The sequence below is a fragment of the Halorussus limi genome, from assembly GCF_023238205.1.
GTDB lineage: Archaea > Halobacteriota > Halobacteria > Halobacteriales > Haladaptataceae > Halorussus > Halorussus limi.
In genome coordinates this window covers 208,404-233,041 of record NZ_CP096661.1, presented here as the reverse complement: position 1 = coordinate 233,041, position 24,638 = coordinate 208,404, and the positions used below count along the sequence as shown (strand labels likewise).

General features: G+C 66.3%; 19 protein-coding genes. 10 read left to right on the top strand and 9 right to left on the bottom strand.

What is annotated here, in order from left to right; translation table 11 throughout:
- Positions 1 to 35: 35 nt before the first annotated feature.
- The 3 genes from tcuA to M0R89_RS21300 all read right to left on the bottom strand — a co-directional run bounded on the left by tcuA (position 36) and on the right by M0R89_RS21300 (position 3,388).
- A complete protein-coding gene (gene tcuA, locus M0R89_RS21310) occupies positions 36 to 1,472 on the bottom strand; it encodes an FAD-dependent tricarballylate dehydrogenase TcuA (protein WP_248652768.1) in 1,437 nt (478 codons plus the stop codon).
- 69 nt (positions 1,473 to 1,541) lie between these two features.
- The gene (locus tag M0R89_RS21305) at positions 1,542 to 2,024 is read right to left on the bottom strand and encodes a cupin domain-containing protein (RefSeq protein ID WP_248652767.1); all 483 of its coding nucleotides are present in this window, start codon (positions 2,022 to 2,024) and stop codon (positions 1,542 to 1,544) included.
- Positions 2,021 to 3,388: an MmgE/PrpD family protein gene (locus M0R89_RS21300; protein ID WP_248652766.1), complete on the bottom strand. Its 1,368-nt coding sequence runs from the start codon at positions 3,386 to 3,388 to the stop codon at positions 2,021 to 2,023. Before M0R89_RS21300 ends, M0R89_RS21305 begins: the two co-directional genes overlap by 4 nt.
- 213 nt (positions 3,389 to 3,601) lie before the next feature.
- Here M0R89_RS21300 and M0R89_RS21295 point away from each other — a divergent pair, with 213 nt between their 5' ends.
- The gene (locus M0R89_RS21295; RefSeq protein WP_248652765.1) at positions 3,602 to 4,852 is read left to right on the top strand and encodes an MFS transporter; all 1,251 of its coding nucleotides are present in this window, start codon (positions 3,602 to 3,604) and stop codon (positions 4,850 to 4,852) included.
- 22 nt (positions 4,853 to 4,874) lie between these two features.
- On the opposite strand, the gene M0R89_RS21290 is transcribed toward M0R89_RS21295, so the two are convergent.
- Together M0R89_RS21290 and M0R89_RS21285 are read right to left on the bottom strand one after the other, a co-directional pair.
- Complete coding sequence (locus tag M0R89_RS21290; protein ID WP_248652764.1) at positions 4,875 to 6,059, bottom strand: iron-containing alcohol dehydrogenase; 1,185 nt, start codon at positions 6,057 to 6,059, stop codon at positions 4,875 to 4,877.
- A gap of 149 nt (positions 6,060 to 6,208) precedes the next feature.
- A complete protein-coding gene (locus tag M0R89_RS21285) occupies positions 6,209 to 7,087 on the bottom strand; it encodes an isocitrate lyase/PEP mutase family protein (RefSeq protein WP_248652763.1) in 879 nt (292 codons plus the stop codon).
- A gap of 99 nt (positions 7,088 to 7,186) precedes the next feature.
- On the opposite strand from M0R89_RS21285, the gene M0R89_RS21280 reads away from it, so the two are divergent.
- The 3 genes from M0R89_RS21280 to M0R89_RS21270 all read left to right on the top strand — a co-directional run bounded on the left by M0R89_RS21280 (position 7,187) and on the right by M0R89_RS21270 (position 10,885).
- Complete coding sequence (locus M0R89_RS21280) at positions 7,187 to 8,404, top strand: MFS transporter (protein WP_248652762.1); 1,218 nt, start codon at positions 7,187 to 7,189, stop codon at positions 8,402 to 8,404.
- A gap of 50 nt (positions 8,405 to 8,454) precedes the next feature.
- Positions 8,455 to 9,516 (top strand): alkaline phosphatase family protein, encoded by a 1,062-nt coding sequence (locus M0R89_RS21275; protein ID WP_248652761.1) that lies wholly within the window; start codon positions 8,455 to 8,457, stop codon positions 9,514 to 9,516.
- 133 nt (positions 9,517 to 9,649) lie between these two features.
- A complete protein-coding gene (locus tag M0R89_RS21270; protein WP_248652760.1) occupies positions 9,650 to 10,885 on the top strand; it encodes an MFS transporter in 1,236 nt (411 codons plus the stop codon).
- Positions 10,886 to 10,952: 67 nt separating this feature from the next.
- Here the strand turns inward: M0R89_RS21270 and M0R89_RS21265 are convergent, their stop codons facing one another.
- The gene (locus M0R89_RS21265) at positions 10,953 to 11,360 is read right to left on the bottom strand and encodes a PPC domain-containing DNA-binding protein (RefSeq protein ID WP_248652759.1); all 408 of its coding nucleotides are present in this window, start codon (positions 11,358 to 11,360) and stop codon (positions 10,953 to 10,955) included.
- Between the two features lie 91 nt (positions 11,361 to 11,451).
- Positions 11,452 to 13,059, bottom strand: a complete 1,608-nt coding sequence (locus M0R89_RS21260) for a thiamine pyrophosphate-requiring protein (RefSeq protein ID WP_248652758.1) — start codon at positions 13,057 to 13,059, stop codon at positions 11,452 to 11,454.
- Positions 13,060 to 13,198: 139 nt separating this feature from the next.
- Here M0R89_RS21260 and ddh point away from each other — a divergent pair, with 139 nt between their 5' ends.
- The 3 genes from ddh (at position 13,199) to aceB (ending at position 18,918) form a co-directional block, all read left to right on the top strand.
- Positions 13,199 to 14,137 carry a D-2-hydroxyacid dehydrogenase gene (ddh, locus tag M0R89_RS21255; protein ID WP_248652757.1) on the top strand — a complete coding sequence of 313 codons (939 nt, stop codon included), beginning with the start codon at positions 13,199 to 13,201 and terminating at the stop codon, positions 14,135 to 14,137.
- A 343-nt stretch (positions 14,138 to 14,480) separates the two neighbouring features.
- The gene (locus M0R89_RS21250) at positions 14,481 to 17,549 is read left to right on the top strand and encodes an FAD-binding and (Fe-S)-binding domain-containing protein (RefSeq protein ID WP_248652756.1); all 3,069 of its coding nucleotides are present in this window, start codon (positions 14,481 to 14,483) and stop codon (positions 17,547 to 17,549) included.
- Between the two features lie 67 nt (positions 17,550 to 17,616).
- Positions 17,617 to 18,918: a malate synthase AceB gene (gene aceB, locus M0R89_RS21245; RefSeq protein ID WP_248652755.1), complete on the top strand. Its 1,302-nt coding sequence runs from the start codon at positions 17,617 to 17,619 to the stop codon at positions 18,916 to 18,918.
- 39 nt (positions 18,919 to 18,957) lie between these two features.
- Here the strand turns inward: aceB and M0R89_RS21240 are convergent, their stop codons facing one another.
- Both M0R89_RS21240 and M0R89_RS21235 read right to left on the bottom strand, forming a co-directional pair.
- The gene (locus M0R89_RS21240) at positions 18,958 to 20,304 is read right to left on the bottom strand and encodes a glycerate kinase type-2 family protein (protein WP_248652754.1); all 1,347 of its coding nucleotides are present in this window, start codon (positions 20,302 to 20,304) and stop codon (positions 18,958 to 18,960) included.
- Between the two features lie 73 nt (positions 20,305 to 20,377).
- The gene (locus M0R89_RS21235; RefSeq protein ID WP_248652753.1) at positions 20,378 to 20,572 is read right to left on the bottom strand and encodes a hypothetical protein; all 195 of its coding nucleotides are present in this window, start codon (positions 20,570 to 20,572) and stop codon (positions 20,378 to 20,380) included.
- A gap of 236 nt (positions 20,573 to 20,808) precedes the next feature.
- Between M0R89_RS21235 and M0R89_RS21230 the strand changes: the two genes are divergently transcribed.
- From M0R89_RS21230 to M0R89_RS21220, 3 genes are all read left to right on the top strand, one after another.
- Positions 20,809 to 22,035, top strand: a complete 1,227-nt coding sequence (locus tag M0R89_RS21230) for an MFS transporter (protein WP_248652752.1) — start codon at positions 20,809 to 20,811, stop codon at positions 22,033 to 22,035.
- A 60-nt stretch (positions 22,036 to 22,095) separates the two neighbouring features.
- Positions 22,096 to 22,773, top strand: coding sequence for an IS6 family transposase (locus M0R89_RS21225; RefSeq protein ID WP_248652751.1), 678 nt, complete (start codon positions 22,096 to 22,098; stop codon positions 22,771 to 22,773).
- Between the two features lie 261 nt (positions 22,774 to 23,034).
- Complete coding sequence (locus M0R89_RS21220) at positions 23,035 to 24,618, top strand: aldehyde dehydrogenase family protein (protein WP_248652750.1); 1,584 nt, start codon at positions 23,035 to 23,037, stop codon at positions 24,616 to 24,618.
- Positions 24,619 to 24,638: the final 20 nt, after the last annotated feature.

The window sequence follows — 24,638 nt, the reverse complement described above, 5'->3', positions numbered from 1 at the left end:
TCGACCGACTCGGTTGCGCAACCGGAAGCAGGCTGTCAGTCCACGTATTCCGCGCTTTTTTCGCCGGCGATTCGACCGAACACCGCCGCGTTCGTCAGTCCGGTCCCGCCGGGGTAGTTGTCGTAGAATAGGTCACCGACGCTGTTACCGGCGGCGTACAGCCCCGGTATCACGCGGTCGCGGGTGTCGAGTACCTCCGCGTCGGCGGTGGTCGCCACTCCGCCGAAGGCGAACGTGATGCCGCCCGTCACCGCGTAGGCGTAGAACGGCGGGTCGTCGAGGGGGAGCGCCCAGTTCGATTTCCGGGGAGTCACGCCGGTCGCTTCGTTGCCGTCGAGCACCTGCGGGTCGAACGAGTCCGGGTCGCAGGCGGCGTTGTACTCCTCGACGGTGGCGACTGCGGCGTCGGGGCTCTCGCATCCCACTCGTTCGAGGACGTCGCGCAGGTCGTCGCCCACCACGGGGTCGGACGGGCCGGTCGCGTCCACCTCGTCGATGGTCTGGTCGTCCACGAGGATGAACGCCTCGCGGTTCGGCTGTTCGAATATCTTCTGCCCGAACTTGGCGTAGGTGTGGGCGCGGGAGTCCTCGCCCTCGTCCACGAACCGCTCGCCGTCGTGGTTCACCAGCAGTCCGTACTGGTAGCCGTCGATGCGGTTGGTTCCGCCCTCCACGTCCGGGGCGGCGGCGTCGATGAGCGCCATGTGCGCCCCGCCCCACTGTCCCACCGCCTTGGCCCCGGCGTCGAGCACCATGTCTATCGCTTCCCCGGTGTTGTACCGACTCCCGCGGACGGTCATCGCATCGTAGTCCGGGCCGTAGTAGCGCGTGCGCTTCTCCGGACTCGACTCGTAGCCCCCGGCGGCGAGTATCGCGGCGTCGCAGTCGAACCGGACGAACCCCTCGTCGGTGACCGCGTCGACTGCCGTTATCTGCCGGTCGCTCGACTGCCGGAGTTCTCTGGCCTCGGCGTCGTAGTAGACGTCCGCGCCCGCGTCGGTCGCCGCCTCGACGAGCGTCTCGACCAACTCCTCGCCGTCGAACCACGTCCGACCGACGGTGTACCCGGAGTTGAGCGGGGTCATGTCCCACTCGACGCCGAGTTCGGTCAGCCACTCTACCGTCTCGCCCGCGTTCTCGACCAGCGTCTGCGCGAGGTCCTCGTCGGCCCGACCGTTCGTCTGGGTCATGATGTCGTCGTAGAACTCCGAGACGGTGTAGTCGGGGATGTCGAACTCGTAGCCGTACTCGGTGAGGTCGGTGTCGGCTGACGGGACGCGGAAGGACTCAGTGAACCGAGTGTGGCCGCCCCGTCGCTCTTCCGGGGACTTCTCCAACAGCGCCACGTCGAGTCCGAGTCGCGCCGCCCGATTCCCGGCGGCCAACCCGGCCATCCCGCATCCAATTACGACGACGTCGTACTCCTCGCGTCGCTCCGGAGCGTTCCGCTCGCTGCCATCTTTCACTGCCATCGCCCGTAATATGCTCGACAATCACAATCAAACTACCGCCGATGCCGCCGCCGGAGCGAACGGCGACGGCTACGACGGAGAGTCGTCCGCATCTTCGGCGTCGTCTCGCACGGCCTCGTCCTCGCTGCCTTGCACAGTCTCGTCCCCGCCGTATCGCTCGGCCAGCAGTTCCTCGTAGCTCTGGACCTGGTGAACCGGCCGCCTTCCCTCGGGCGGACTCCCGACGGCCACGATTTTGCACCGGTCGTCGAACGGGTTGTGGAGCATGTGCGGGACGCCTTCCGCGAACCGGAGGGCGTCGTCGGTCTCGGCGTCGAACGACCCGTCATCGACCTCGACGCGGCATCGACCGTCGGCGACGTAGTAGAACTCAGCCTGATTCGGGTGGTAGTGGTAGGCGTTCTGGGACAGTCGCTCGCCCGGTTCGATGACGGCGACGTTGACGTTGTAGTCGTCGATGCCGAGTTTCGGGGATAGCTCCCACCGACGGCCGGGTTTCTCCGGATTCGTCTCCAGGTCGTCGAGCGACAGGTGTTCGTAGTCGTCGCTCATTCGTCTTCACTCGCGGCGGTGGCGTTCTCCAGTAAGCGGTCGAGCGAACCCTCGGCATCGAGCGCGGCGACGGCGGACGCGACGGCGTCGGCGCGCTCGGTGCCCACCGTCGGTTCGGCGCACTCGAAGAACTTGGCGTCGAGGCGCTCGTCGGAGACGGGGTTGTTGGGACTCCCCGGCGCGTGCTTTTCGACTTCGACGTACTCCTCGCCGTCCTTCGTCGTAACCGTCACGCGGGCACCGTACCCGGCGAAACTCCCGCCGAAGAGGTTCGTCTCGAAGTCGCGCTCGACCTTCGCCATTACCTCACGCGTGCGCGCGTCGGCGACGTACTCGTCGGAGAACTCCCGGACGCCCGCGTCCCCCTCACGGAGTATCGCGGCGAGACAGAACTCGATGGAGAACTTCGCCTGCAGGGCGTCGTCGGGGTCGGCGTGGATGAGCATCTCGGAGGCGGCCTCGTCGAGCGCGACTTGGACCGTCTCCACGTCGGCCGGGTCGAGGCCCTCGCGCTCGACCACAGCTCGCAGGGCGTCCATCGCCGCGTGGGTTATCACGCCCGAGGGGTACGGTTTGAAGCCGATGTCCTCGACAGCCCACTCCTCGCCCAGTCCCTCGGTTATCTCGGTCGGGTCGTACTCGCCGCCGGGGGTCATCACCTCGCCGTAGCCGATATCGCCCTCGAACACCGCGTCGTCGGCGGTGAAGCCGGACTCGGCGAGCAGCGCGGCGCGCACGCCCATCTGAGCGGCGTGACCCGCGTGGAGGGGTTTCGTCATGGTCCCGAAGTTCTTCTTCAGCGACGACGAGGACGAGGCCGCGATGCCGTACGCGTGGGCTATCTCCTCGGCGCTCAGTCCGAGCGCCGACCCCGCGGCCGCCGTCGCGCCGAACGTCCCGACCGTGCCGGTGCTGTGCCACCCGTTGTCGTAGTGGCTGGGGTAGGTGGCGTGGCCGGTTCGGAAGGCGGCCTCAACGCCGACGATGTACGCCGTCAGCGCGTCGCGCCCGGTGCCGTCGGCCACCTCTACCCCGGCGAGGGCGGCGGGGAACACGGGCGACGTCGGGTGGATGACTATCGACTCGAAGGTGTCGTCGTAGTCGATGGCGTGTCCGAACGCGCCGTTCGCGAGCGCCGCGCCGGGCGGACTCGCCGCGCCGCGACCGAGCACCGCCGTCTCATCGCCCGCCATGCATCGGTCTACGTACGTCGAGATGCGCTCGCCGACGCCGTGCTGGGACCCGTACAGCGCGACGCCGACGTAGTCCTTAATCGCCCGTTTCGCCTCCGTCACTATCTCGTCCGGAACGTCCTCGAACGCGGCGTTCGCTGCGAACTCGGCTAACGTGTGCGTCTCTCCCATGCGAGTTGTTATCGTAACGCCGTGATTATAATCGTACTCCCGATTCCGACACCCGGTCCTTGACGCCGACTCGGACCCCTGTCGGGTCCGGTTCGACGCAGCGACTCTGCCTCGGACTCTCGTCGCTCGGTCATCCCGTTCCTTACCAAAATTTTATACGACTCCGAATCATCGGTCCACTCGATTTACCCGATTCCGCGGTGACCACGAACGATGAAATCCAACGACCGGGCCATCGTCGGGTTCACGATGCTCGCCCACGCGATGTTCCACACCTACGAACTGGCCATCCCCATCTTCGTGACGGTGTGGCTCGACGCCTTCACGGCGACGGAGGCCACGCTGGGTCTCGTCGTCGGCGCGGGCTACGCCCTCATCGGACTGGGCGCGCTCCCGAGCGGCATCCTCGCCGACGCGTACGGTTCGAAGCGACTCGTTCTCGGCTCCGCCGCCGGGATGGGCGGCGGGTTCCTGCTCGTCAGTGTCGCCCCGAACGTCTGGGTGCTGGGCGCGGCGCTGGTGCTGTGGGGCGCGGGCGCGAGCCTCTACCATCCCGCGGGCCTCTCGCTCCTGAGCCGTGGTACCGAAGACGATAACCGCGGCACCGCCTTCGCCTACCACGGCGCGGCGGGTAACGTCGGAACCGTGGTCGGCCCGCTGGCGGCGGCGGTGCTGCTGGCGGTCCTCGACTGGCGAATCGTCGCCGGACTGTTCGTGATTCCCGCCGCCGTCGCCGGCGCTATCGCGTTCCGCCTCTCGTTCGACGAGCGGGCGGCCGCCGACGAGGCGGAGGCCGAAGTCGCCGCCGACGGCGACCCCGGGCGGACCGCCGAGACCGACGGCGGTCTCGGTTCGCTCCGCGAGTTGGTCCGAGACTCTAGACTGCTGTTCACCAGGGGGTTCGTGGTCCTGTTCGCCATCATCATGCTCTACGGCCTCTACTACCGGGGCGTGCTGACGTTCCTGCCCGAAATCCTCGGCGGCCTCTCGATGTTCGAACCGGTCACCGTCTTCGAGCGGACGTTCTCGCCCAGCAGGTACGTGTACGCGGGGCTGCTGTCGGTCGGCGTCGCGGGCCAGTACGCGGGCGGCAAGGTGACCGACATGATAGAGACCGAGTACGCGCTCGTCGCGACGTTCGCGGCGCTGGTCGTCGCGGCGCTGCTGTTCGTCCCCGCGTCGAACGCGGGCGTCGTGCCGCTACTCGGCGTCTGCGTGCTGCTGGGCTTCTTCGTCTACGTGGCCGCGCCGGTGTATCAGGCCACCATCGCCGACTACGTCACCGCCGACAGCCACGGTCTCTCGTACGGGTTCACCTACCTCGCCATGTTCGGCGTCGGGGCGCTCGGGGCCGCGCTGGCGGGGACCGTCCTCACCTACGCCGGGTCGGGCGCGCTGTTCGTCGCTCTCGCGGCCCTCGTGGCGCTCGCCGGTCTGCTCAGCCTCTACCTGCTCGTTCGCTAATTCTCCGTCCCCTCCTGCCGACTCACTCCAGCGCCCGCACCACTTCCTCACGGAGGTCCTCGCCCACGTCGCGCGGGTTCGTCTTGATGCGGCGCTCCTGAATCAGCGTGTTCTCGACGATTACGTCGGCGTCGTCGGGTCCCAGTCCGAGGTCGGCGAGCGACTCCGGGAGGCCGACGGCGTCGCGAATCCGCTCGCACTCCGCGAGGAGCGCCTCGGCCGCTTCGTCGGTGTCGTCGTCGGCCGCCGCCACGCCGAGCGTCCGCGCGACGGCGGCGTACTGCTCGCGTCGCGAGGGAAGGTTGTAGCGTAGACCGGCGGTCAGCGAGGCGGCGAGACACTCGCCGTGGGGCCGCCCCGTCATCCCGCCGACGCTGCTCGCCAGCGCGTGGACCGCGCCGAGTCCCGCGTTCGAGAACGCAGTTCCCGCGAGGTGGGACCCGAGGCTCATCGCTCGTCGGGCCTCGCGGTCGTCCCCGTCGGCGACCGCGCGCTCGTACGACCCGTGGACCAGTTCGAGCGCGCGGCGCGATATCGGCCGGGTTATCGGATTCGCCCCCTGATAGTTGATGGGTCGGGGTTCGACCCGGGTGTGGTCGCGGGCGGTCAGCGACTCCAGCGCGTGGACGAACGCGTCGAACCCCGACCGCGCGGTCACGTCGCGCGGCAGGTCGCGGGTGAGCGCCGGGTCCACGAGCGCGACGTCCGGGCGAAGCAGTTCGTCGCTCATCCCCCGTTTCACGCCGTCGTAGGAGACCACCGCGGTCTGGGTCGCCTGCGACCCGGTTCCGCTCGTGGTCGGAATCGCGACGGTCGGCGCGACCGGACCGGGGACCCGGCCGACGCCGAGGTAGTCACTGGCAGTCCCGCGGTGAGCGAGCAGCGCGGCGACCACCTTCGCCGTGTCGAGGCACGACCCGCCGCCGACGGCCACCACGCCATCCACCTCGGCGTCCGGTAGGTTCTCGAAGTCCTCGACGCTCGGTTCGGTCGTCGCGTAGTAGACGGTCGGGTCGAGTTCGAGACCGTCGAGCGCGGCGTCGAGGACGCCCGCAGATTCGACGCCCCGGTCCGTGACCACGAGCGGGGCATCCACGCCCAATCTGTCGAGCGTCTCCGGGAGGCGGTCGGCGACTCCCTCGCCGAACTCGGTCTCCGGCGTCGCGAACGCTATTCTTCTCGCTCCGACGGGGTCGCGGTGGTCCATACCCCTCGTGACGACCGCCGGGACCGTAAAACCGGACCCCGACGAGATAGCACAGATTCGCCCACTCTTGAGAAATAATATTCTGTGTCTAGAGTGGGTCTGTAACCCTCACGTCGGCCGACTGCCGCCGGGGCCGACCGCTCGCGCGGTCACCGGTCCCCGTCGGTGGCGTACCGGTCTTCGAGGTCGCGTATCCGGTCGAGTCCCGTAATCTCGTTGCGGCCCTCCCAGGTGACGAGTTCGTCCATAACCGCTTGTTGGCTCCCCGTCTCGACGATTTCGGCGTACACGTCCTGCAGGGTGTTCAGGACCGCCTTGAACCCGGTCGCGGGGAACAGTGCGATGTCGTAGCCCAGCGCGTCGAGTTCGTCGGCCGACAGCATCGGCGTCTTTCCGCCCTCGGTCATGTTCGCCAGCATGGGTGCGTCGATTCGCTCGGCCGCTTCTTCGAGTTCGGCGACCGACTCGGGGGCCTCGAAGAAGATGACATCCGCGCCCGCCTCCAAGTACGACCGAGAGCGCTCGACGGCCGCCTCGAACCCCTCGACCGCCCGCGCGTCGGTCCGGGCGATGAGGACGAACTCGTCGTCCTCGCGGGCGTCGGCCGCGGCGCGCAACTTCGCCGTCATCTCGTCAGTCGCTACCACGTCCTTGCCTTCGAAGTGACCGCACTGCTTCGGGAACGTCTGGTCTTCGAGGTGGACGCCCGCGACGCCCGCAGCCTCGAACTCCTCGACTGTCCGGCGTACGTTGATGGGGTTGCCGTACCCAGTGTCCGCGTCGGCGAATACGGGAACGTCCACCGCGTTCGCCATCTGTCGGGCGCGGTCGGTCATCTCCGTGAGCGTCGTCACGCCGACATCCGGGTAGCCGTGGACGGACGTCGAGACGCTCGACCCCGACATGTACACCACTTCCGCGCCCGCCCGTTCGACGAGTTTCGCGCTCGCGGCGTCGTACGCGCCGGGCGCGACGACGATTCCGTCGCTCTCGACCGATTCGCGGAACTCGGCTGTCGCTTTCGCCATATCCGTGGTTCGTAACCGCATACCATAACGTTAAGTGCGCTCGCCGGGACCTTCAGTCCGAATCCGCTGCGAGGCGACGCCGTGGAGGATCCACCGACGATGCAAGACCGAACTCGGGCGCTCGCCGTCGCCAGCACCGTCCTGTTGCTGTCGGTACTCGTGTGGTTCAACTACTCGGCGCTGTTGCCACGGATAGTCGAGGCGTGGTCGCTATCCGGGCTTCAAGCAGGCGCGCTGTTCGCGGCGTTTCAGGCCGGATACGTCGCCGCCATCCTCCCCGCCGGGATGGTCGCCGATACGTACTCGACGCGGCGGGTGGTCTCCGTCGGGGCGACGGGCACGGGACTGGCGAGTCTCGCGTTCGCGGCGTTCGCCGACGGCTTCCTCGTCGGCGTGGCGCTCCGACTGGTGGCCGGGGCGTTCATGGCCGCGGTGTACGTGCCCGGCATGCGATTCCTGAGCGAGTGGTACCCCGAGTCGGTCCGCGGACGGGCGCTCGGCGTCTACACCGGCGCGTTCTCGCTGAGTACCGGCCTCTCGTTCCTGCTCTCGTCGTCGGTCGCCGCGGCAGTCAATTGGCGGGTCGGCATCGGCGCGACCAGCGTCGGCGCGGTGGTCGCCGGGCCGGTGATGCTGGCGTTCGCCCGCGACCACCCGGACGCGGCCGCGAGCGACCTGCAGTTCGACCGGAGTTTCCTCTCCAATCGGGCGTACCTCTACGCGGTCGGCGTCTACGCCGGTCACACGTGGGAACTGTTCGGGGTTCGCAACTGGCTCCCCGCCTTTCTGGTCCTCACTCCGGCGCTCTCGGGGGCGTCGAATCTGGCGGTGCTGGCCGGCCTGCTGACCGGCGCGATGATGTCGCTCGGCGGCGTCGGCAACCTGCTCGGCGGGTGGGCGAGCGACTCCGTCGGCCGGATTCCGACCGTCTTCTTCGTGTTGGGCGGGAGCGCGTGCATCAGCGCGGTCCTCGGCAGCGTGGGCGACCTGCTGTCGCTGCCCGCCCTGACCGCGGTCCTGCTCGTCTACGGCACGCTCCTGACCGCCGACAGTTCGCCGACCTCGACCACCGTCACCGAGGTTGTGGACGACGAACACGTGGGGGCCGCGCTCTCGGTCCAGACGCTCACCGGGTTCAGCGCGACGGTGGTCTCGCCGGTCGTCTTCGGCGCGGTCGTGGACGCCGCCGGGTACGCGTGGGCGTTCCCGACGCTCGCGCTCGGGGCAGTGTTCGGTCTCGTCTCGCTGCAGTTGCTGTCGCGACGGCTCCGACGGTCCGCGCCCGGTCCGGATGAACCCGCGGTGGCCGGTGAGTGACGGTGGCGAACGTATATGTGTCTGGATGCGGCAGGTACACGCGTTACCACATGACTCATGTCGTCGCCTGTCTCGACGGCCTCGACCCCGAGTACCTCGCCGCCGTAGAGACGCCGGGCTGGGACCGAATCGCCGCCCGCGGGGACGCGGGCACCTGCGAAGGGCTCGTTCCGAGCCTCACCAACGTCAACAACGTGGGTATAGTCACGGCCAGTTTCCCCGCGGAGAACGGCGTGACGGGCAACACCTACTACGACCCCGAGCGCGACGAACAGGCCTACATGAACGACGCGTCGCTCCTCCGGCGTCGGACCGAACTCCAGCGCCGGGCCGACCGCGGCGAGACTGTCGCCGCCCTCGTGGCGAAGGACAAACTCGTCGGGATGGTCGGGCAGGACTGCGACCTCGCGGCGAGCGCGGAGGACCCGCCCGACTGGCTGGCAGACGCCGTGGGCGAACCGCCGGGCATCTACTCGGGCGGGGCGAGCGCGTGGCTGATGGACGCTGCGGTCCACGTCCTCGACGAACGCGACCCCGACGTGCTGTACGTCTCGACGACGGACGTGATTCCGCACAAGCACGGCCCCGAGGAAACCGCGGCCGAGGAGTGGGTCCGGGAACTCGACGCCGGAGTGGCCGCGCTCGCCGAGCGGAGCGACGCGCTCGTGGCCACCGCCGACCACGGCATGAACCGCAAGTCCGTCTGCGTGGACATCGAAGCGGCCCTCGACCGTGAAGAGTTGGACGCCGAGGTGGTCCGACTCATCACCGACGAACACACCTACCACCATCAGAACCTCGGCGGGGCCGCGTACGTCTACCTCGAAGACGGGTCGGCCGACGCCCTCGCGCCGCTGGCGGACATCGACGGCGTGGAGGAGGTCCTCCCGGCCACGGAAGCAGCCGAGCGGTTCCGACTGCCGACCGACGCCATCGGCGATGCGCTCGTTCTCGGCACCGAGTCGTCGGTCTTCGGCCCAGTCGAGGAAGGGGTTCGAGGATCGGTCGAGTTACGCTCGCACGGTTCCCACCACGAGCGCCGTGTCCCGTACGTCGCCAGCACCGGCGCGACCCTCGACTACAACATCGAGGCGTTTCGCGGACTCGAATAATCCGTGAGGTCCGAACGATGAGCGAACGACCGCAGTCCGCCGAGCGACGAGACGGACGTGTCCCGGACCGCTCGGCGAAGACCGTTGTGAGCAGTGGAGGTGCGTCGGCAGTATGAGAGCACGTCTCGACGCAATGACGACACGTCTGAGAGCGGTCCATCGAGGGGTCCGCGACGAACGCGCGTTCGTCGCGTGTCTGGTCGGAACGTGGCTGTTGACCGCGGCGACTCACTACTACATCATCGCGCCTGCGAGCGTCCTCTCGACCGTCGCGACCGACCTCCGAGTCACTCCGGCGAGGGCGGTCTGGCTGGTGAGTGCGGTCCCCGCTTCGTGGGCAGTCACGAACTTTGCGCTCGGCGTCTGGATAGACAGACTCGGCGATTACACGATGATAGCCATCGGGACCGGCATCGTCGTCATCGCTGGCGGCTGGAGCTGGTGGGCCGGTCACGAGGGCGCATTCTGGTCGCTGTTGACCGCGCGTCTCGTCGCGGGCGTCGCCGTGGGCGTTATCTGGACGGCGTCTACGAATCTGGTCGGCGGTGCCGTCTCGGACGCGAACCGCGGCACGGCCATCGGCGTCTTCATCACGAGCGCCCCCGCGGGGTTCGCGATGGGACAACTCTCCGGACCGCTCGTCGCGGCGCGGTTCGGCTGGCACGCGAACTTCCTCGCGATGATACTCGGCCCGGTCGTCGCGTTCGCACTCCTCACGGCGGGGGTGCGCGGTCTCACGGTCGAACCGACGACGAACACCGCATCGATGCGCGCGAACTTCGCCGCCATCCTGAGACGCCCGGTGGTGTGGTACGGCTGCGCGATGGCGTTCGCCGCCTACTCCTGTTACCTCTTCCTGAACAGCTGGTTGCCGTCGTACCTCGCCCGGGAGTTCGCCCTCTCGGCCGCGTTGAGCGGTCTGCTGACCGCGGTGTTCCCGGCGATGGGCGTCCTCTCGCGGGCGGGCGGCGGCGCTATCTCGGACCGACTGCTGAACCGGCGGCGACTGCCGGTCCTCCGGGTCGCGTTCCTCGTCTCGCTTCCGCTGGTCGTTCTCATCGCTCTGACGGACGTACTCGCGGTAATCGTCGCGGCGCTGGTCGTCGCCGGGTTCGTCGTTCAGCTCACGTTCGGCGTGGTGTACAGCTACGTCCAAGAGGTCGTCGAGCCCCAGATTACGGGGACGGCGCTGTCGTTTCTGACGACGGCGGGAATCTCGGGCGCGTTCACGGCACCACTGGTCGCGGGGGCGCTCATCGAAATCACCGAGACGTACCTGTTGGCGTTCGCCTACGCGGCCGCGCTGACGGGACTCGGACTCCTCGTCTCCTGGTTCGCTCCGGAGTCGCGCGGCCCGTCGGAGAGCTGAGGAGCGCCGCCCCTCGCGGACTCGTTCAGAAGGTGACTCGCTGGAATACTGAATACTCGACCGCCGACTAGATGTCGAACACGTCGAGGCCGGTCCGGTCGTCGAGGTGGTGCGTGAGCGGCGTCTCGCCGAGAGTCACGATGACCTCGAAGGTCCCAGAGACCCGCGCGCCCGAGCAGTGGCCGCCCAGCGACTGGAAGGAGTCGTCGGCCACCTGGATGTGGGTGTGTATCTTGTCCGGGCCGACGTTGCCGAGGAAGCTGGTCACCTCGAACTGGCCGGTGAACTCCTCCTCGCTGTACTCCTGGGCCTCGGTGTCGTAGTGGCCGAGCGTCACCCGGTCCACCGCGCCGATGCCGGTCAGGAACCCGTTCTCGATGTCGTACTCGTCGCGCAGTTCGCCGAGCGAGTCGAGGGCTTCCTCGCCGGGGTCGAGTCGAACGACGATTCGGTCGCCTTCGCGTACGTGGTCCATGTGTGCATTCGCTACGACGGTTACCGCTCACTTCGTAGTACCGTTTGCGTGACTTCCTGCCGGTTTTCCGAGAATAGCGGGGCGTCCGGACTCAGTCGAGGTCGGGACGCGACAGTTCGGTCTCCTTCGCGGTCACGAACTCCAGCAGGACGGGCGTCCCCTCCTCGGTCTTCTCGATACCGCGCTCGATGGCGGCCGAAATCTCGTCGGGGTCCTCGACTCGTTCGCCGTACGCACCGAGTCCTTCCGCGACTTTGGCGAAGTCCCCACCGAACGGCGTGTCGTAGCTCGCCATCTCGTCGTTGTTCAGGAGGACCGAGAGAATCGGGATGTCGTAGCGGGCCGCCGTCTCGATGTCGAGGCCGGTCATGCCGATGGCCCCGTCGCCCCAGACGTTGATGCAGAGCTTGTCTGGGTGGGCCAGTTTCGCACCCATCGCGAGGCCGAGTCCGTAGCCGAGTTGGGTCGTCTTCCCCCAGCCGATGTAGCCGAGCGGTTCCGGCGACTCCCAGAACGGCGCGAGGAAGTCGCGGGCGTTCCCGGCGTCGTGGGTGACGATGGCGTCTTCGGCGTCCACGACCTCGGTGAGTTCGTCGATGACGCGATACGGGTTGATGGGCGTCTCGTCGGACTCCAGCTTGGGCCGCCAGTCGGCGAGCCACTCCTCCTCGACGTCCCGAATCTCCGCGACAACGTCCTCGCGGCGGCCCCGCGGCCCGTCGAGGCGGTCCTCGGTTTCCGCCACCATCGCTTCGAGCGTCAGTTTCGCGTCACCGACGATTGCGTGGTCGCTCTCTACCTCCTTGTCGACGTCCGTGGGGTCGAGCGTCGAGTGGATGATGTCGTTGTTCTCGGGCACGGTGATACCGTAAGAGGTGGTCGAGAAACTGGTGCCGACGCCGAACAGCAGGTCGCACTCGTCGAGGAAGTGCGCGAGTTGGCCGGGTTCGCTCTTGGACCCCGCACCGAGCGACAGCGGGTGGTCCTCGGGGAAAGCGCTCTTCCCGTTGAGGCTGGTGGCGACCGGAGCCTCGACGAGTTCGGCGAGTTCGCGGAGCGGTTCCCACCCCTTCGCGTAGTGGACGCCCTGTCCGGCGTAGATGACGGGCCGCTCGGCGTCGAGCAACATGTCCACTGCCGGGGGTACGTCGCTCGGGTCGGGACCCGTCTTCCGGGATTCGGTCGACTCGTACTCGATGGTCCCGACGTCCTCGTCCCAGACGTCCATGGGAATCTCGACGAGCGCCGGTCGCGGCCGACCGTTTCGCGCCGCGCTGAACGCCCGGCGGACGGTGTCGGCGACCGCCTCGGGGTCGGTCAGTTGCTCGCAGGACTTGGTGACGTGCTGGTAGTTGAGGAAGGAGTTGAACTTCGGGTCCACGTCGGTCTTCGACCGGTCGTATCCCCGCGGAAACGCGATCAGCGGGACCGACTCCGCGTACGACTGCGCGACGCCCCCGAAGGAGTTCTCCGTACCGGGGCCGTGCTGGCAGGCGAACACGCCCACTTCGTCGCCCGACGTGACTCTGCTCACGGCGTCGGCCATGTGAACGCCGGTCCGCTCCTGTCTGACGATTATCGTCTCGATGCCGGCCTCCTCGACCGCACCGGTGTCGAACAGGGGATTCGACGGGAATCCGAAGAGGTAATCGACGCCTTCCTCGACGAGGATATCTGCAATCGCTTCTGTCACGTTCATGTCTCTGCCACGTCCATGCCAACGAGTGGCGTGCCGGAGTGTTGTAAAGTTAATTATCATGTTTTTACGTTATTAATAGGGTCGGCTGCAGGGGTGTGAACGGCAAAAACCTCAAATCAGTTCCGCATGAGTGATAGGTATGTCAGAGCGCGCCGATATCGAACGGCTGTACGTCCACGAAACGGTCGAGAACGTCATTCCGAAGACGGCGTTCGTCGAGGCGTTCGACGACTTCGAAATCCCCGCCGAACTCGTGGGCGACGGCGAGCAGTACGGCCGGACGGACGCAGTCGTCACCTACCGCCCGCGCCCCGAGTTCCTCGACGCCGGATGGGTCCACTGCGCCCGCGCCGGGTACGACGAGTTCGACACCGACGCCTACGAGGCGGCCGGCGTCCCGCTAACGAACTCCTCGGGCATCCACGACGAGACGGTCGGCGAACTCGCGGTCAACTACATGCTGTCGTTCGCCCGCCTTCTCCACGTCTACCGAGACCACCAGAACGACGCCGACTGGTACGAACCGGACTACGAGCGGCCGTTCACCGTCGGCGGCGAGCGACTCTGCGTGGTCGGTCTCGGGACTCTCGGGCGCGGCATCGCCGAGCGCGCCGACGCCCTCGGGATGGATGTCGTTGGCGTCCGGCGCTCCGACGAGTCGGTCCCCGGCGTCTCCCGAGTGTACGACCCGGAGGACCTCCACGAGGCCATCGCGGACGCTCGGTTCGTCGCCATCGCGGTGCCACACACTCCGGCGACAGAAGGCATGTTCGGCGCTCCGGAGTTCCGGCGCATGCGCGACGACGCGTACCTCATCAACGTCGCCCGCGGCCCCATCGTAGACGAGGACGACCTCGTCGGTGCGCTCGACGCCGGCGACATCGCTGGTGCGGGCTTGGACGTCTTCGAGACCGAACCCCTGCCGGAGGACTCCCCGCTCTGGGACTTCGAGGAGGTCGTCATCTCCCCGCACAAGGGTTCGGCGACCAACCGCTACCACCTCGACATCGCTGACCTCGTTATCGAGAACGCCCGCCGGTACCTCGCCGGCGAGAGCCTCCGCAACCGAGTCGCGTGACCGCGTTCGCACTGGCGGGGAGTCGCATTCGGTGATACGTTCTCGTGGTCGCTGGTACTTCCGCCACATGGGTGCCAGTTACGCCCCGCTGGTGGGACTCCTTCGCGGATAGCTCCCGGCGACTCGTCTTGACGGACCTTCGTCGCTCGCACCAATGAAGATACGCTTGAAAAGATTGTATAGCTTGTTTATAGAATTGTAGAGTTAGCTCTGTTCGGTAGCGGTCCGTCTCACCGGCGCGCTCAGAACGGTCGCCGGCGCTCCGCCCGGTCGAGAACCGCGGAGGTGTCTCGGCGAAGGGTTTACACGGTCCCCGCCGATTGGTACGTGATAACGTAAATCTATGGCCAAGCGCGACCTGTCCGGGGAGCCCAACCCTGCCGGCGACCAGCGAGCCAACTACGACTACCGTGAAGGCCCGGTCGAGCGGCCCGGCCTCGTTGACGACCTCGAATCGCTCGTCGACGGCGAGGTCCGGTTCGACACCTACACCCGCGAGTTGTACGCGACCGACGCCAGCGCCTACGAAGTGACGCCCATCGGCGTCGTCTTCCCCACCTCGACCGCGGACGTGAGCGCAGTGGTCGAATACTGCGCCGACCGGGGGATTCCGGTACTTCCCCGCGGCGGCGGCACCAGTCTCGCCGGGCAGACCGTAAACGAGGCCGTCGTCCTCGACTTCACTCGGGAGATGGGCGACGTGCTGGACGTCCGCCCCGAGGACCGCGAGGTGCGCGTCGAACCCGGGGCCGTCCTCGCGGAGGTGAACGAGCGACTCGCGCCCTACGACCTGAAGTTCGCGCCCGACCCCTCGACGGCGAACCGGAGCGCCATCGGCGGGGCCATCGGCAACAACACCACGGGCGCACACTCGCTGAAGTACGGCAAGACCGACGCCTACGTCGAGGAGTTGGAGGTCGTGCTGGCCGACGGCACCGTGACGACGCTCGGAGAGGTCTCGCTCGACGAACTACGGGCGGGTGCCGACCCGGACGGGACTCTCGAGGAACGTCTCTACGCCGAGGCGCTACGAATAATCGACGAGGAGTCAGACACCGTCGAAGGGGCGTATCCCAGTCTCAAGCGGAACGTCTCGGGTTACAGTCTCGACGCGCTGGTCAAGGAGTCCGAAGAGGGGGCCGTCAACCTCGCCCGTCTGATGGTCGGCAGCGAGGGGACCCTCTGTATCGTTACCGAGGCGACCCTCTCGCTGGAACCGGTGCCGAACACGACCGCTATCGGCCTGCTCACCTACGATAGCCTCGTCGAGGCGATGGAGGACGTCGAGCCGATTCTCGAACACGACCCCGCCGCAGTCGAAGTGCTAGACGGCGTCCTCGTGGACCTCGCCCGCGACCTCGAGGAGTTCAAGGACGTGGTGAGCATCCTCCCCGAGCGGACCGACTCCTTCCTGCTCGTGGAGTTCTACGCCGAGGACGACGAGGCGGCCGAGCGGAAGGTCCGCGATTTGCTCGACGACCGAGTGGACGACATCGCGTTCGACGGACTGACGGCGTTCTCCGACGAGGAGCAGGAGAAGTTCTGGAAGATGCGAAAGGCCTCGACACCGATTCTGCTCTCGCGCACCACCGACGAGAAGCACATCGCCTTCATCGAGGACATCGCGGTCCCGCCCGAACACCTTCCCGAGTACATCTCGGACTTTCAGGGCGTCTTCGACGAACACGACACGTTCGGGAGCTTCTACGCCCACGCCGGACCGGGGTGCATCCACGTCCGGCCGCTGATAAACACCAAGAACGCGGAGGGCATCGAGCGGATGGAGTCCATCGCCGACGCCGCCACCGACCTCGCGGTGAAGTACGGCGGGAGCGTCTCGGGCGAACACGGCGACGGCCGCGCCCGGACCCAGTGGAACAAGAAACTCTACGGCGAGGACGTCTGGAACCTGTTTCGGGACCTCAAGACGGCGGTAGACCCCGACTGGCTCCTGAACCCGGGCAACGTCTGCGGCGACCACGACATGACCGAGAACCTCCGGTTCGACACCGACTACGAGTTCGACGCCGGGTTCGAACCGCAACTGAACTGGGAGAACGACAACGGCTTCCAGGGGATGGCGGAACTCTGTCACGGCTGTGGCGGCTGTCGCGGCGGACAGTCCACCTCCGGCGGCGTGATGTGTCCGACCTACCGCGCCTCCGAGGAGGAGATTCAGTCCACGCGCGGCCGAGCGAACCTCCTCCGGTCGGCCATGTCGGGCGACCTCGACGTCGCGACCCCGGCGGGGACGGACTCGGGGTCGGCCGCTCCAGCAGCGGGAGACGACGAGCAGTTCGACGTGGAGTTCATGCACGAGGTGATGGACCTGTGCATCGGATGCAAGGGCTGTTCCGTGGACTGCCCGAGCGAGGTCGACATGGCGAAACTCAAAGTCGAGGTCGAACGCGAGTACAAGGAGCGCCACGGCGCGAGCCTCCGCGACCACGCGTTCGCCAACATCGACGCGCTCTCGAAGGTCGGAAGCGCGCTCGCACCCGTCGCCAACTGGGGCCAGAACCTCCCCGGTGCCCGCACGCTGCTCGAAAAGACGGTAGGTATCGCCCGTGAGCGCTCGCTGCCGGAGTTCGAGAGCGAGACGTTCCGCGACTGGTTCCAAGAGCGCGGCGGCGCACGCGTCTCCGAAGCCGAGGCCGAGCGGCGGGCCGTCCTCTTCCCCGACACCTACACCAACTACAACAAGCCCGAGACGGGGAAGGCCGCCGTGAGAGTCCTCGAAGCCGCCGGGGTCCACGTCACGGTACCGGACGTGACGGGGAGCGGACGGCCGCCACACTCGAAGGGGTTCGTCGAGAAGGCCCGTGACATCGCGAGTCAAAACGTCGATACGCTATCGGAATACGTCGCTGAGGGCCGAGACGTCGTCGTGGTCGAACCCTCCGACGCGGTGATGTTCCAGTCGGACTACCTCGACCTGCTCGGCGGGACGCAGGGCGGCCCGGAATCGACGAGCCGACAGCGCCAGCGAGTCGCGGGAGACGACGTGGAGGCCCTCGCACGCAACACCTACGGCGTCTGCGAGTATCTCGACACGTTCCGCCTCGGCGAGAGCGTGACGTGGAACGCGCCCGCGGAGTCGCTCACCTACCACGGTCACTGCCACCAGAAGTCGGTCAAGAAGGACCACCACGCCGTGGGCGTCCTGCGTCGGGCGGGCTACGAAGTCGAACCGCTCGATTCTGGGTGTTGCGGGATGGCCGGAACGTTCGGCTACGAGGCCGAACACTACTCTATGTCGCAGGCCATCGGTCGCATCCTCTTCGACCAAATCGACGACAGCGACGGCGACGTCGTGACCGCGCCGGGCGCCTCCTGTCGTACCCAACTCGGCGACGAGTACGACGCGGAGGTTCCCCATCCCGTCGAGAAACTGGCGAGCGCGCTCGGGTGACGGCGTTCGACCGGTTCCCCTCCCGTGCTAGATTTTAACAATCAGGCCGCCAACGGTACGGCCGCACATGGCGACACACGGAAACGAACGAGGGTTCGTACGCTCGTTCTTCACGTCACCGACCGCCGTCGAGGGAGACGACACCGCCGAGATGCTCCGGAAGGCCTCACAACTGCGGGGGATGCAGGCCCCCGACGTCTGGGTACCCGACAACGAGGACGCGACGGCGCCCAACCTGCGCGACGAGGGGGTCGAGAACATCCTCGACGTAGTCTCGGAGCACGGCGAGGAGTTCCCGGGCGAGATTCACCCCCGAATCGTCTGGCACAGAGACGACCCCGAAACGAGGCGGCAGGGGTTCGAACACATGATGCGCATCGCCGACCCCGACGAGGGCGCTATCGAACACATCGACGGGTTCGTCGTCCCCGAAGTCGGGTCCATCGACGACTGGAAGAAGGCCGACGAGTTCATCACCGTCGTCGAGGCCGAAAACGGCCTCGAGGAGGGGTCGTTGTCCATGTCCCCGATCGTCGAGAGCGGGGAAGCCGAACTCGCACTCGCCCGAATCGACCGGGAGATCGGCAAGCGCTCGAACAATCTGGAGCGACTGTTCCTCCTCGTCGACGGTGAAGTAGACTACACCAAGGACATGCGCGCCACGACCCCGACGGGGGAACTCCCCTCGTGGCCGGAACTGCGACACAACACCTCGCGCGCGGCGAGCGCGAACGGGCTAATCGCGGTCGACGGACCCTACGACGACATCAGGGACGTCGAGGGATACCACGAGCGGATGGCCGACAATCGGGCGAAGGGGATGCTCGGCATCTGGTCGCTGACGCCCGGCCAGGTGGTAGAAGCCAACACCGGACCCCTTCCGCCGAAGGAGGGAACGTACCTGCTCGAAGTCGAGGGGAAAACCGTCGAACTCGAACGGACCGACGGCGGCGCGCACGCGTACGAGGGCGACGACGTCGAACTCCAAGCGCTGGACGAGGGCCGATATCGACTTCGAGTGGGGCGGGATACGCGCGAACTCGACGAGGACGGACTCGCCGACGCGCTGCGAGACCGGACGCAGTACGTCGTGGCGATGGATGACTACGTCGATTCGATGGCGGAGTTCGAGGAGGCCAAGGCGGCGGGAAGAGGTGCCATCTCGATGGAGCGAACGGCGACGCTCATCATCGACGGCGTCGAGGTCGAAGTTACGCGGGACCGGATGTGGGACGAGGCCACGTATCAGGCGGCACAAACGCCGATAACACTGTTTCAGGAGGTGTACGAGGCCCGCCCGGACCAGCGAGACGAACTCAGGGACACGTACGGCGAGGATGTCGTGGACCGCGCCACGGAGGTCGGATAACGTCGCTTTCGCGGATCACCTACCGAGGCCGAATCGGTTCTACCGAGGCGACGTCGCGTCGGCCTCCACGACCATCACCCGCAGGTCGTTGACGTTCGTCCCGGTCGGCCCGGTCACGACGAGCGCGTCTCTCGCGGCCAGAAACGGGAATGCGTCGTTCTCTTCGAGCGCAGTGCGGGCCTCGCCCTTGGCGTCGCCGACAGTCTCGGTGTCGACGATTGCGCCGGCCGCCTCGGACGCGCCGTCGATGCCGTCGGTGTCCACGCTCGCTATCACGACGTCCTCTTCGTCCAGTTCGAGCGCGGCGCTCAATGCGAACTCCTGATTCGGGCCGCCGTCCCCGTCACCGCGAAGCGTTACCGTCGTTTCGCCCCCGGAGAGGACGACCGCGGGCGGTTCGAACGGGTTGCCGGTCGCACGCATCTCCTCGGCGATTCCGACGTGACTCTTGGCGGCCTCGCGCGCCTCGCCCCGTATTCGAGAGCTGAGGACGTGCGCGTCGTACCCTCGCTCAACCGCTTCGTCTCGGGCGGCGTCGAGCGCCGTGAACCCGTCCGCGAGCACGTGCGTCTCGACTCCCTCGAACGCCGAGTCGTCGGGACCGGGCGTCTCGGGAAGGTCGCCAGCGACACCTCGTCGGAGGCGCTCCCGTACCGACTCCGGGACGTCGAGGGCGTACCGGTCGAGGACGTCCAACGCCTCCGCGTACGTCGAGCGGTCGGGCGTGAGCGGTCCGCTGGCCACCACGTCGAGGTCGTTGCCGACGACGTCGCTGAAGACGAGTCCGGCCACCGTCGCGGGTGCGGCGGCCTCTGCGAGACGGCCGCCCTTGATTGCCGAGAGGTGCTTCCGAACGGCGTTTATCTCGTCTATCTCGGCCCCGGAAACTAGCAGTTCGTCGGTGACTCGCTGGAGGTCCGCGAGCGAGAGGTCGCCCGCCGGAGCGGGCAACAGCGCGCTGCCACCGCCGGTGACGACGCCGAGGACGAACGTCTCCGCCGTCGCCGACTCGGCGAGTTCGCGGACCTGCGCGGCCCCCGCCGCGCCGCGATCGCTCGGGACGGGGTGGTCACCCTCGACGAGTTCGACCTCGGTCGTCTCCGGGAGGACGTCGGTGACGACGACTCCCCCGTCGATTCGGTCGCCCACTTCGTCTTCGAGACCTGCGGCCACCGTGCCCGCCGCGTTCCCGCCACCCACGACGAGGACTTCCTCGTACTCCGAGAGGTCGTACGTGGCGCCGCAGACGGTCAACTGGTCCCCGTCGAGGGTGACGTTCTCGCCGACGACGCGGGTCGGGTGCGCACCCTCGATTCCCGCTTCGAGGCAGTTCAACGCGACTTCGTGCGCGGCCGTCTCGGCCAGCGAGTCCTGATACACGCTCATACTTCGAAGGTGTGACACGGTGGCAAAACACTAACGGTGGTCAGTACGTGCGACCGCAGTCCGTCGAACGGCGTCAATCGTCGTCGCCGACGAGAGAGGGATGGCACTCGTGGTTCCCCACGTGATACTTCGGGTACTTGACCCCGCATCGGGGACACTGGACGGTCTGCTGGTTCGTGTACCAGATACCGCCGTACAGCAGGACTACCAAGTACAGGAAGTTGAGAAACATGATTGTCAGATATATCGTCCCGAGGTGGTCTGACATCTGTTCGGGCGCTCCCACGTACTTCAGAACCACGTGTTTGAGACGGTTAGGTCTTCTCGGTGGACGGTCCGGTGCGGGCCAGTTCGAGCGGTCGAACGGAGGTCTGGAAGTCGAAATGGAGTTCGGGAGTCGTAACCGGAGTTCGAGAAGTCTTCGTCGGGACAGCGAGTCGCGGTTGCCGAGGCCGGAAGATATAAGAGAACTGTCGGGACTATAGTATTCCACTCGATAGTCGAATGCTGGTGACCATCGCCGTCAGGTTGAAGGAGCGAATCGAACACGTGATCGCGCCACTCCGCGGCGACGGCCGCGGTTGGGCGCTAGTTGCCATCGCGGTCGGGTGGCTGTTGATTCTCGGGACACGCATCACGATTCCGGTGTTGCTGCCCGGAATCAAAGCGACGTTCGACATCGACAACGCGACCGCCGGATTCACCATCACAGTCATCTGGGCGGTGTACGGCCTGTCACAGTTCCCGGCCGGTCTCCTGAGCAACCGCGTCGGCGACCGGAATGTACTCCTCGCCAGTCTCGCGGTCATGACGCTGAGTATCGCGGCGCTTGCGGCGGCACCCCTCTTCGGCGTCTTCCTCGTCACGGCGGCGCTCGTCGGCGTCGGAAACGGACTCTACGGCCCCACGCGGGGGACGCTCCTTTCGTCCATCTACCCCGACAACGACAGCGCGGCGATCGGGTTCACGCTCGCGGTCGGGAGTCTCGGTGCCGCGGCGCTCCCCATCCTCGCCGGGGCGGCCGTGACTCGACTCGGATGGCGCACGACGATTGCGGGCGCAGTCCCGCTGCTGCTCGCTACGACGGTTCTGGCGTGGCGAGTCGTTCCGCCCACCGCTATCCCCGCCACCACCGAGGCGTCCACCGGTCGTCGTCTCCGCGGCCTCCTGTCTGCGATCAGTCGGCGGCGCGTCATCCTCGGGGTAGGCGGAAAGACGATACGAGTGTTCGTCTTTCAGGGCCTCACCGCGTTCCTCCCGACGTATCTCATTACCGTCAAGGGTTTTGACGAAGTGACTGCTAGCGTCCTCTTCGCCACGCTCTTCGTGAGTGGTGCCGCCGCACAGATCAGCGGCGGACGCGCCGTTACCCGTTACGGGAACCGACTGGTACTGGTGGCTCTGGCCGCCGTCAGCGTGTTACCTCTGCTCGCGCTCCCGTTCCTCTCCGGCCTCGTGCCCATCACCGTCGTCATCGTCCTCGCGGGCGTCCAACTCGGCATCGCGCCAGTTACGAACACCTACATCATCAACGCACTCCCTCCCGCTGAACGGAACGGAGCCTGGGGATTGCTACGGACCGGATACTTCCTAATAGCATCGACGGGGTCGGTCTTCGTCGGCGTCCTCGCCGACGAGGGATACTTCGACAGCGCCGTCCTGATACTCGGTGGTCTGCTCGCCGTCGTTGCTATAATCTTCGCCTTCCTCCCCGAACTCCCGAAGGAGTGACAGTCGGGACACGAGGCACTGTCTAGTTAAGGAGTGAGCAGGCCGAAGAGCTAGTGATTCATGCTACTCTCAGACCTGCTCAGAGAGACGTTAGACACCGCGAATCTTGAATGTTGGCAGCGCGAGCGGACGGAGACGCCCGTCAGGACGTTCGCCGTCCGGCTCCACGCTGCCGGTTGCTCGCTCAGAGAAACAGCAGCGATTCTTGGGCCCCTCGGCGTTGAACGGTCGCATGGAGCGGTCTGGAGTTGGGTGTATAATCTGTCTGACATCGTACCTGACCCGCCGTCGGCGACGCCGACGCGGGTCGCGGTCGACGAGACCGCTGTCCGGATTAACGGTGAGTGGTCTTGGGTGTACGCTGCAATTGAACTTGAAACGAAGGTGCTTCTTGATGTCGCCGTATTTGGTCGGCGTGGCACCGATCCGGCGGCCGCGTTCCTCCACGGCCTCATCCAGAAACACGAGTGTTCAGAAACCGTGTTCCTGGTCGATGATGCAGTCTATCTGACTGCCCCCTTTCGATTAGGATTGAGCGGTCAACTTGAGTGTGTCGACCGAAACCATATTGAACAGTGGTTTCATACCCTCAAAATGCGAATCGACCGCTTCCATTCGTCGTGGGTGGGCAGTCGGCGGAGCGTCCGCCAGTGTCTTGCGTTGTTCGACCATTACTATAATTTCCAGCGACCGCACCAAGCACTCGATGAACGCATGCCGGTTGAGGAGGTAAACTAGACAGTGCCGTTTCTTTATTCAGTCTGTGACCTACGACTGATTCGGTGATTTTGCTCAATTTTTGATGCGAATTGTTCAGCAAGCGACCTATCGACCGTGAAAGGTAGTATCGAAAGCGTGCTGCATAGAGAGGCTGTATTCAGCAAATATTCATCGCTATCACTACGAACGTGTCGCCCTGCACTCTTCACTGTATGGTGGGTGAAAATCCACCACTATAGTGAGACGAACATATAAGCACGCCAAGGACCTTATAGGCCCGTGCACCCTGAAGAGTTCGAGAACGAACTGACGCTTCTCACCTATCAACAGAACGGAAACGAGGACGAGTTTCACGAGGCCTACGAGGAAGCGATTGAGTCCGTGAAGGCCGAATTGGGAGAGTACCACGGGCTACGCATCGACGGCAATCGCGTCGATACCGACGACCGATTCCAAGTGACGAGTCCAGGAGACTTGGACCTCGAAATTGGCGAGTTCGCCTCGGGCGGCGAATCGGAGGTCGATGCCGCGGTGAGCGCCGCCGAGGCGGCGTTCCCGGAGTGGGAGCGTCGCGATGTCGACGCGCGCACCGAGGTCTTCCGGACCGCCGCCGACCGCATGCGGGACCGTAAGTTCGAGTTGGCGGCGACGCTGTCTCTCGAAAACGGGAAAAACCGGACCGAAGCGATGGCCGACGTCGACGAGGCCATCGACTTCCTCCGGTTCTACAGTCGGGAACTGGAGCGCTCCGACGGCTATCGGTTCGATACTGGCCAACCGACGCCGCGTCAGCACACCACGAATCTGCTACGCCCGTACGGCGTCTTTGCGGTCGTCGCCCCGTTCAACTTCCCGTTGGCCATCCTCGCCGGTATGACTACCGGCGCGATGGTCACCGGAAACACTGTCGTCGCCAAACCCGCGAGCGCGACGCCCTTAATCGCTCACACGTTCGTCGACGTTCTCGCCGACGCGGGGATTCCCGACGGGGTGTGCAACTTGGTCACCGGAGGCGGTAGCGAGGTCGGCCGACCCCTCACCGAACACGAGGACGTCGCGGGTGTGGCGTTCACGGGGTCGCGCGAAGTCGGCCTCGGTATCGAGCGGACGTTTCGAGAGCAGGGCAAGCGCGGGCCCGTCATCGCCGAACTCGGGGGGAAGAATCCGGTTATCGTCAGTGACGAGGCCGACCTCGACGGTGCAGTCGAAGGGGTCGCGAAGGGCGCGTTCTCATTCAGCGGCCAGAAGTGTTCGGCAACCTCCCGCGTGTACGTCTACGAGGATGTCTTCGACGAGTTCACCGACCGACTAGTGGACTCGACCGAGCAGTTGGGGATCGGTCGCGGCGAGAAACTCGAGACCGTCGTCAATCCCGTTATCGACGACAGTGCGCTCGAACGATATCGGCGAATCACCGAGCAGGCACGGACCGACGGGACGGTCCGGACGGGCGGGTCCGTCATCGACGACGACGATCTGCCTGAGGGGCGATACGTCGAACCCACCGTCGTTACCGACATCCCCCACGAACACGACCTCGCTCGAGAGGAGCACTTCCTCCCGTTCGTGACCGTTCACCCTGTGTCTGGCTTACGGGAGGGGATCGAGAAGTCCAACGACAGCGATTACGGCCTCTGTGCGGGCATCTTTTCGGAGGACGACGAGGAGGTCGAGCGCTGGTTCGACGAGGTCGAGCCCGGAATGTGCTACGCCAACCGAACCCAGAGCGCAACTACGGGGGCGCTCGTGCAGGCCCAGCCCTTCGGCGGCTGGAAGTTCTCGGGGACGACCGGCAAGTTCGCCGGCGGCTACTGGTACCTCCAGCAGTTCATGCGTGAGCAGAGCAGGACCCGCGTCGAATAGCCGTCACCGCGGGGAAAAGC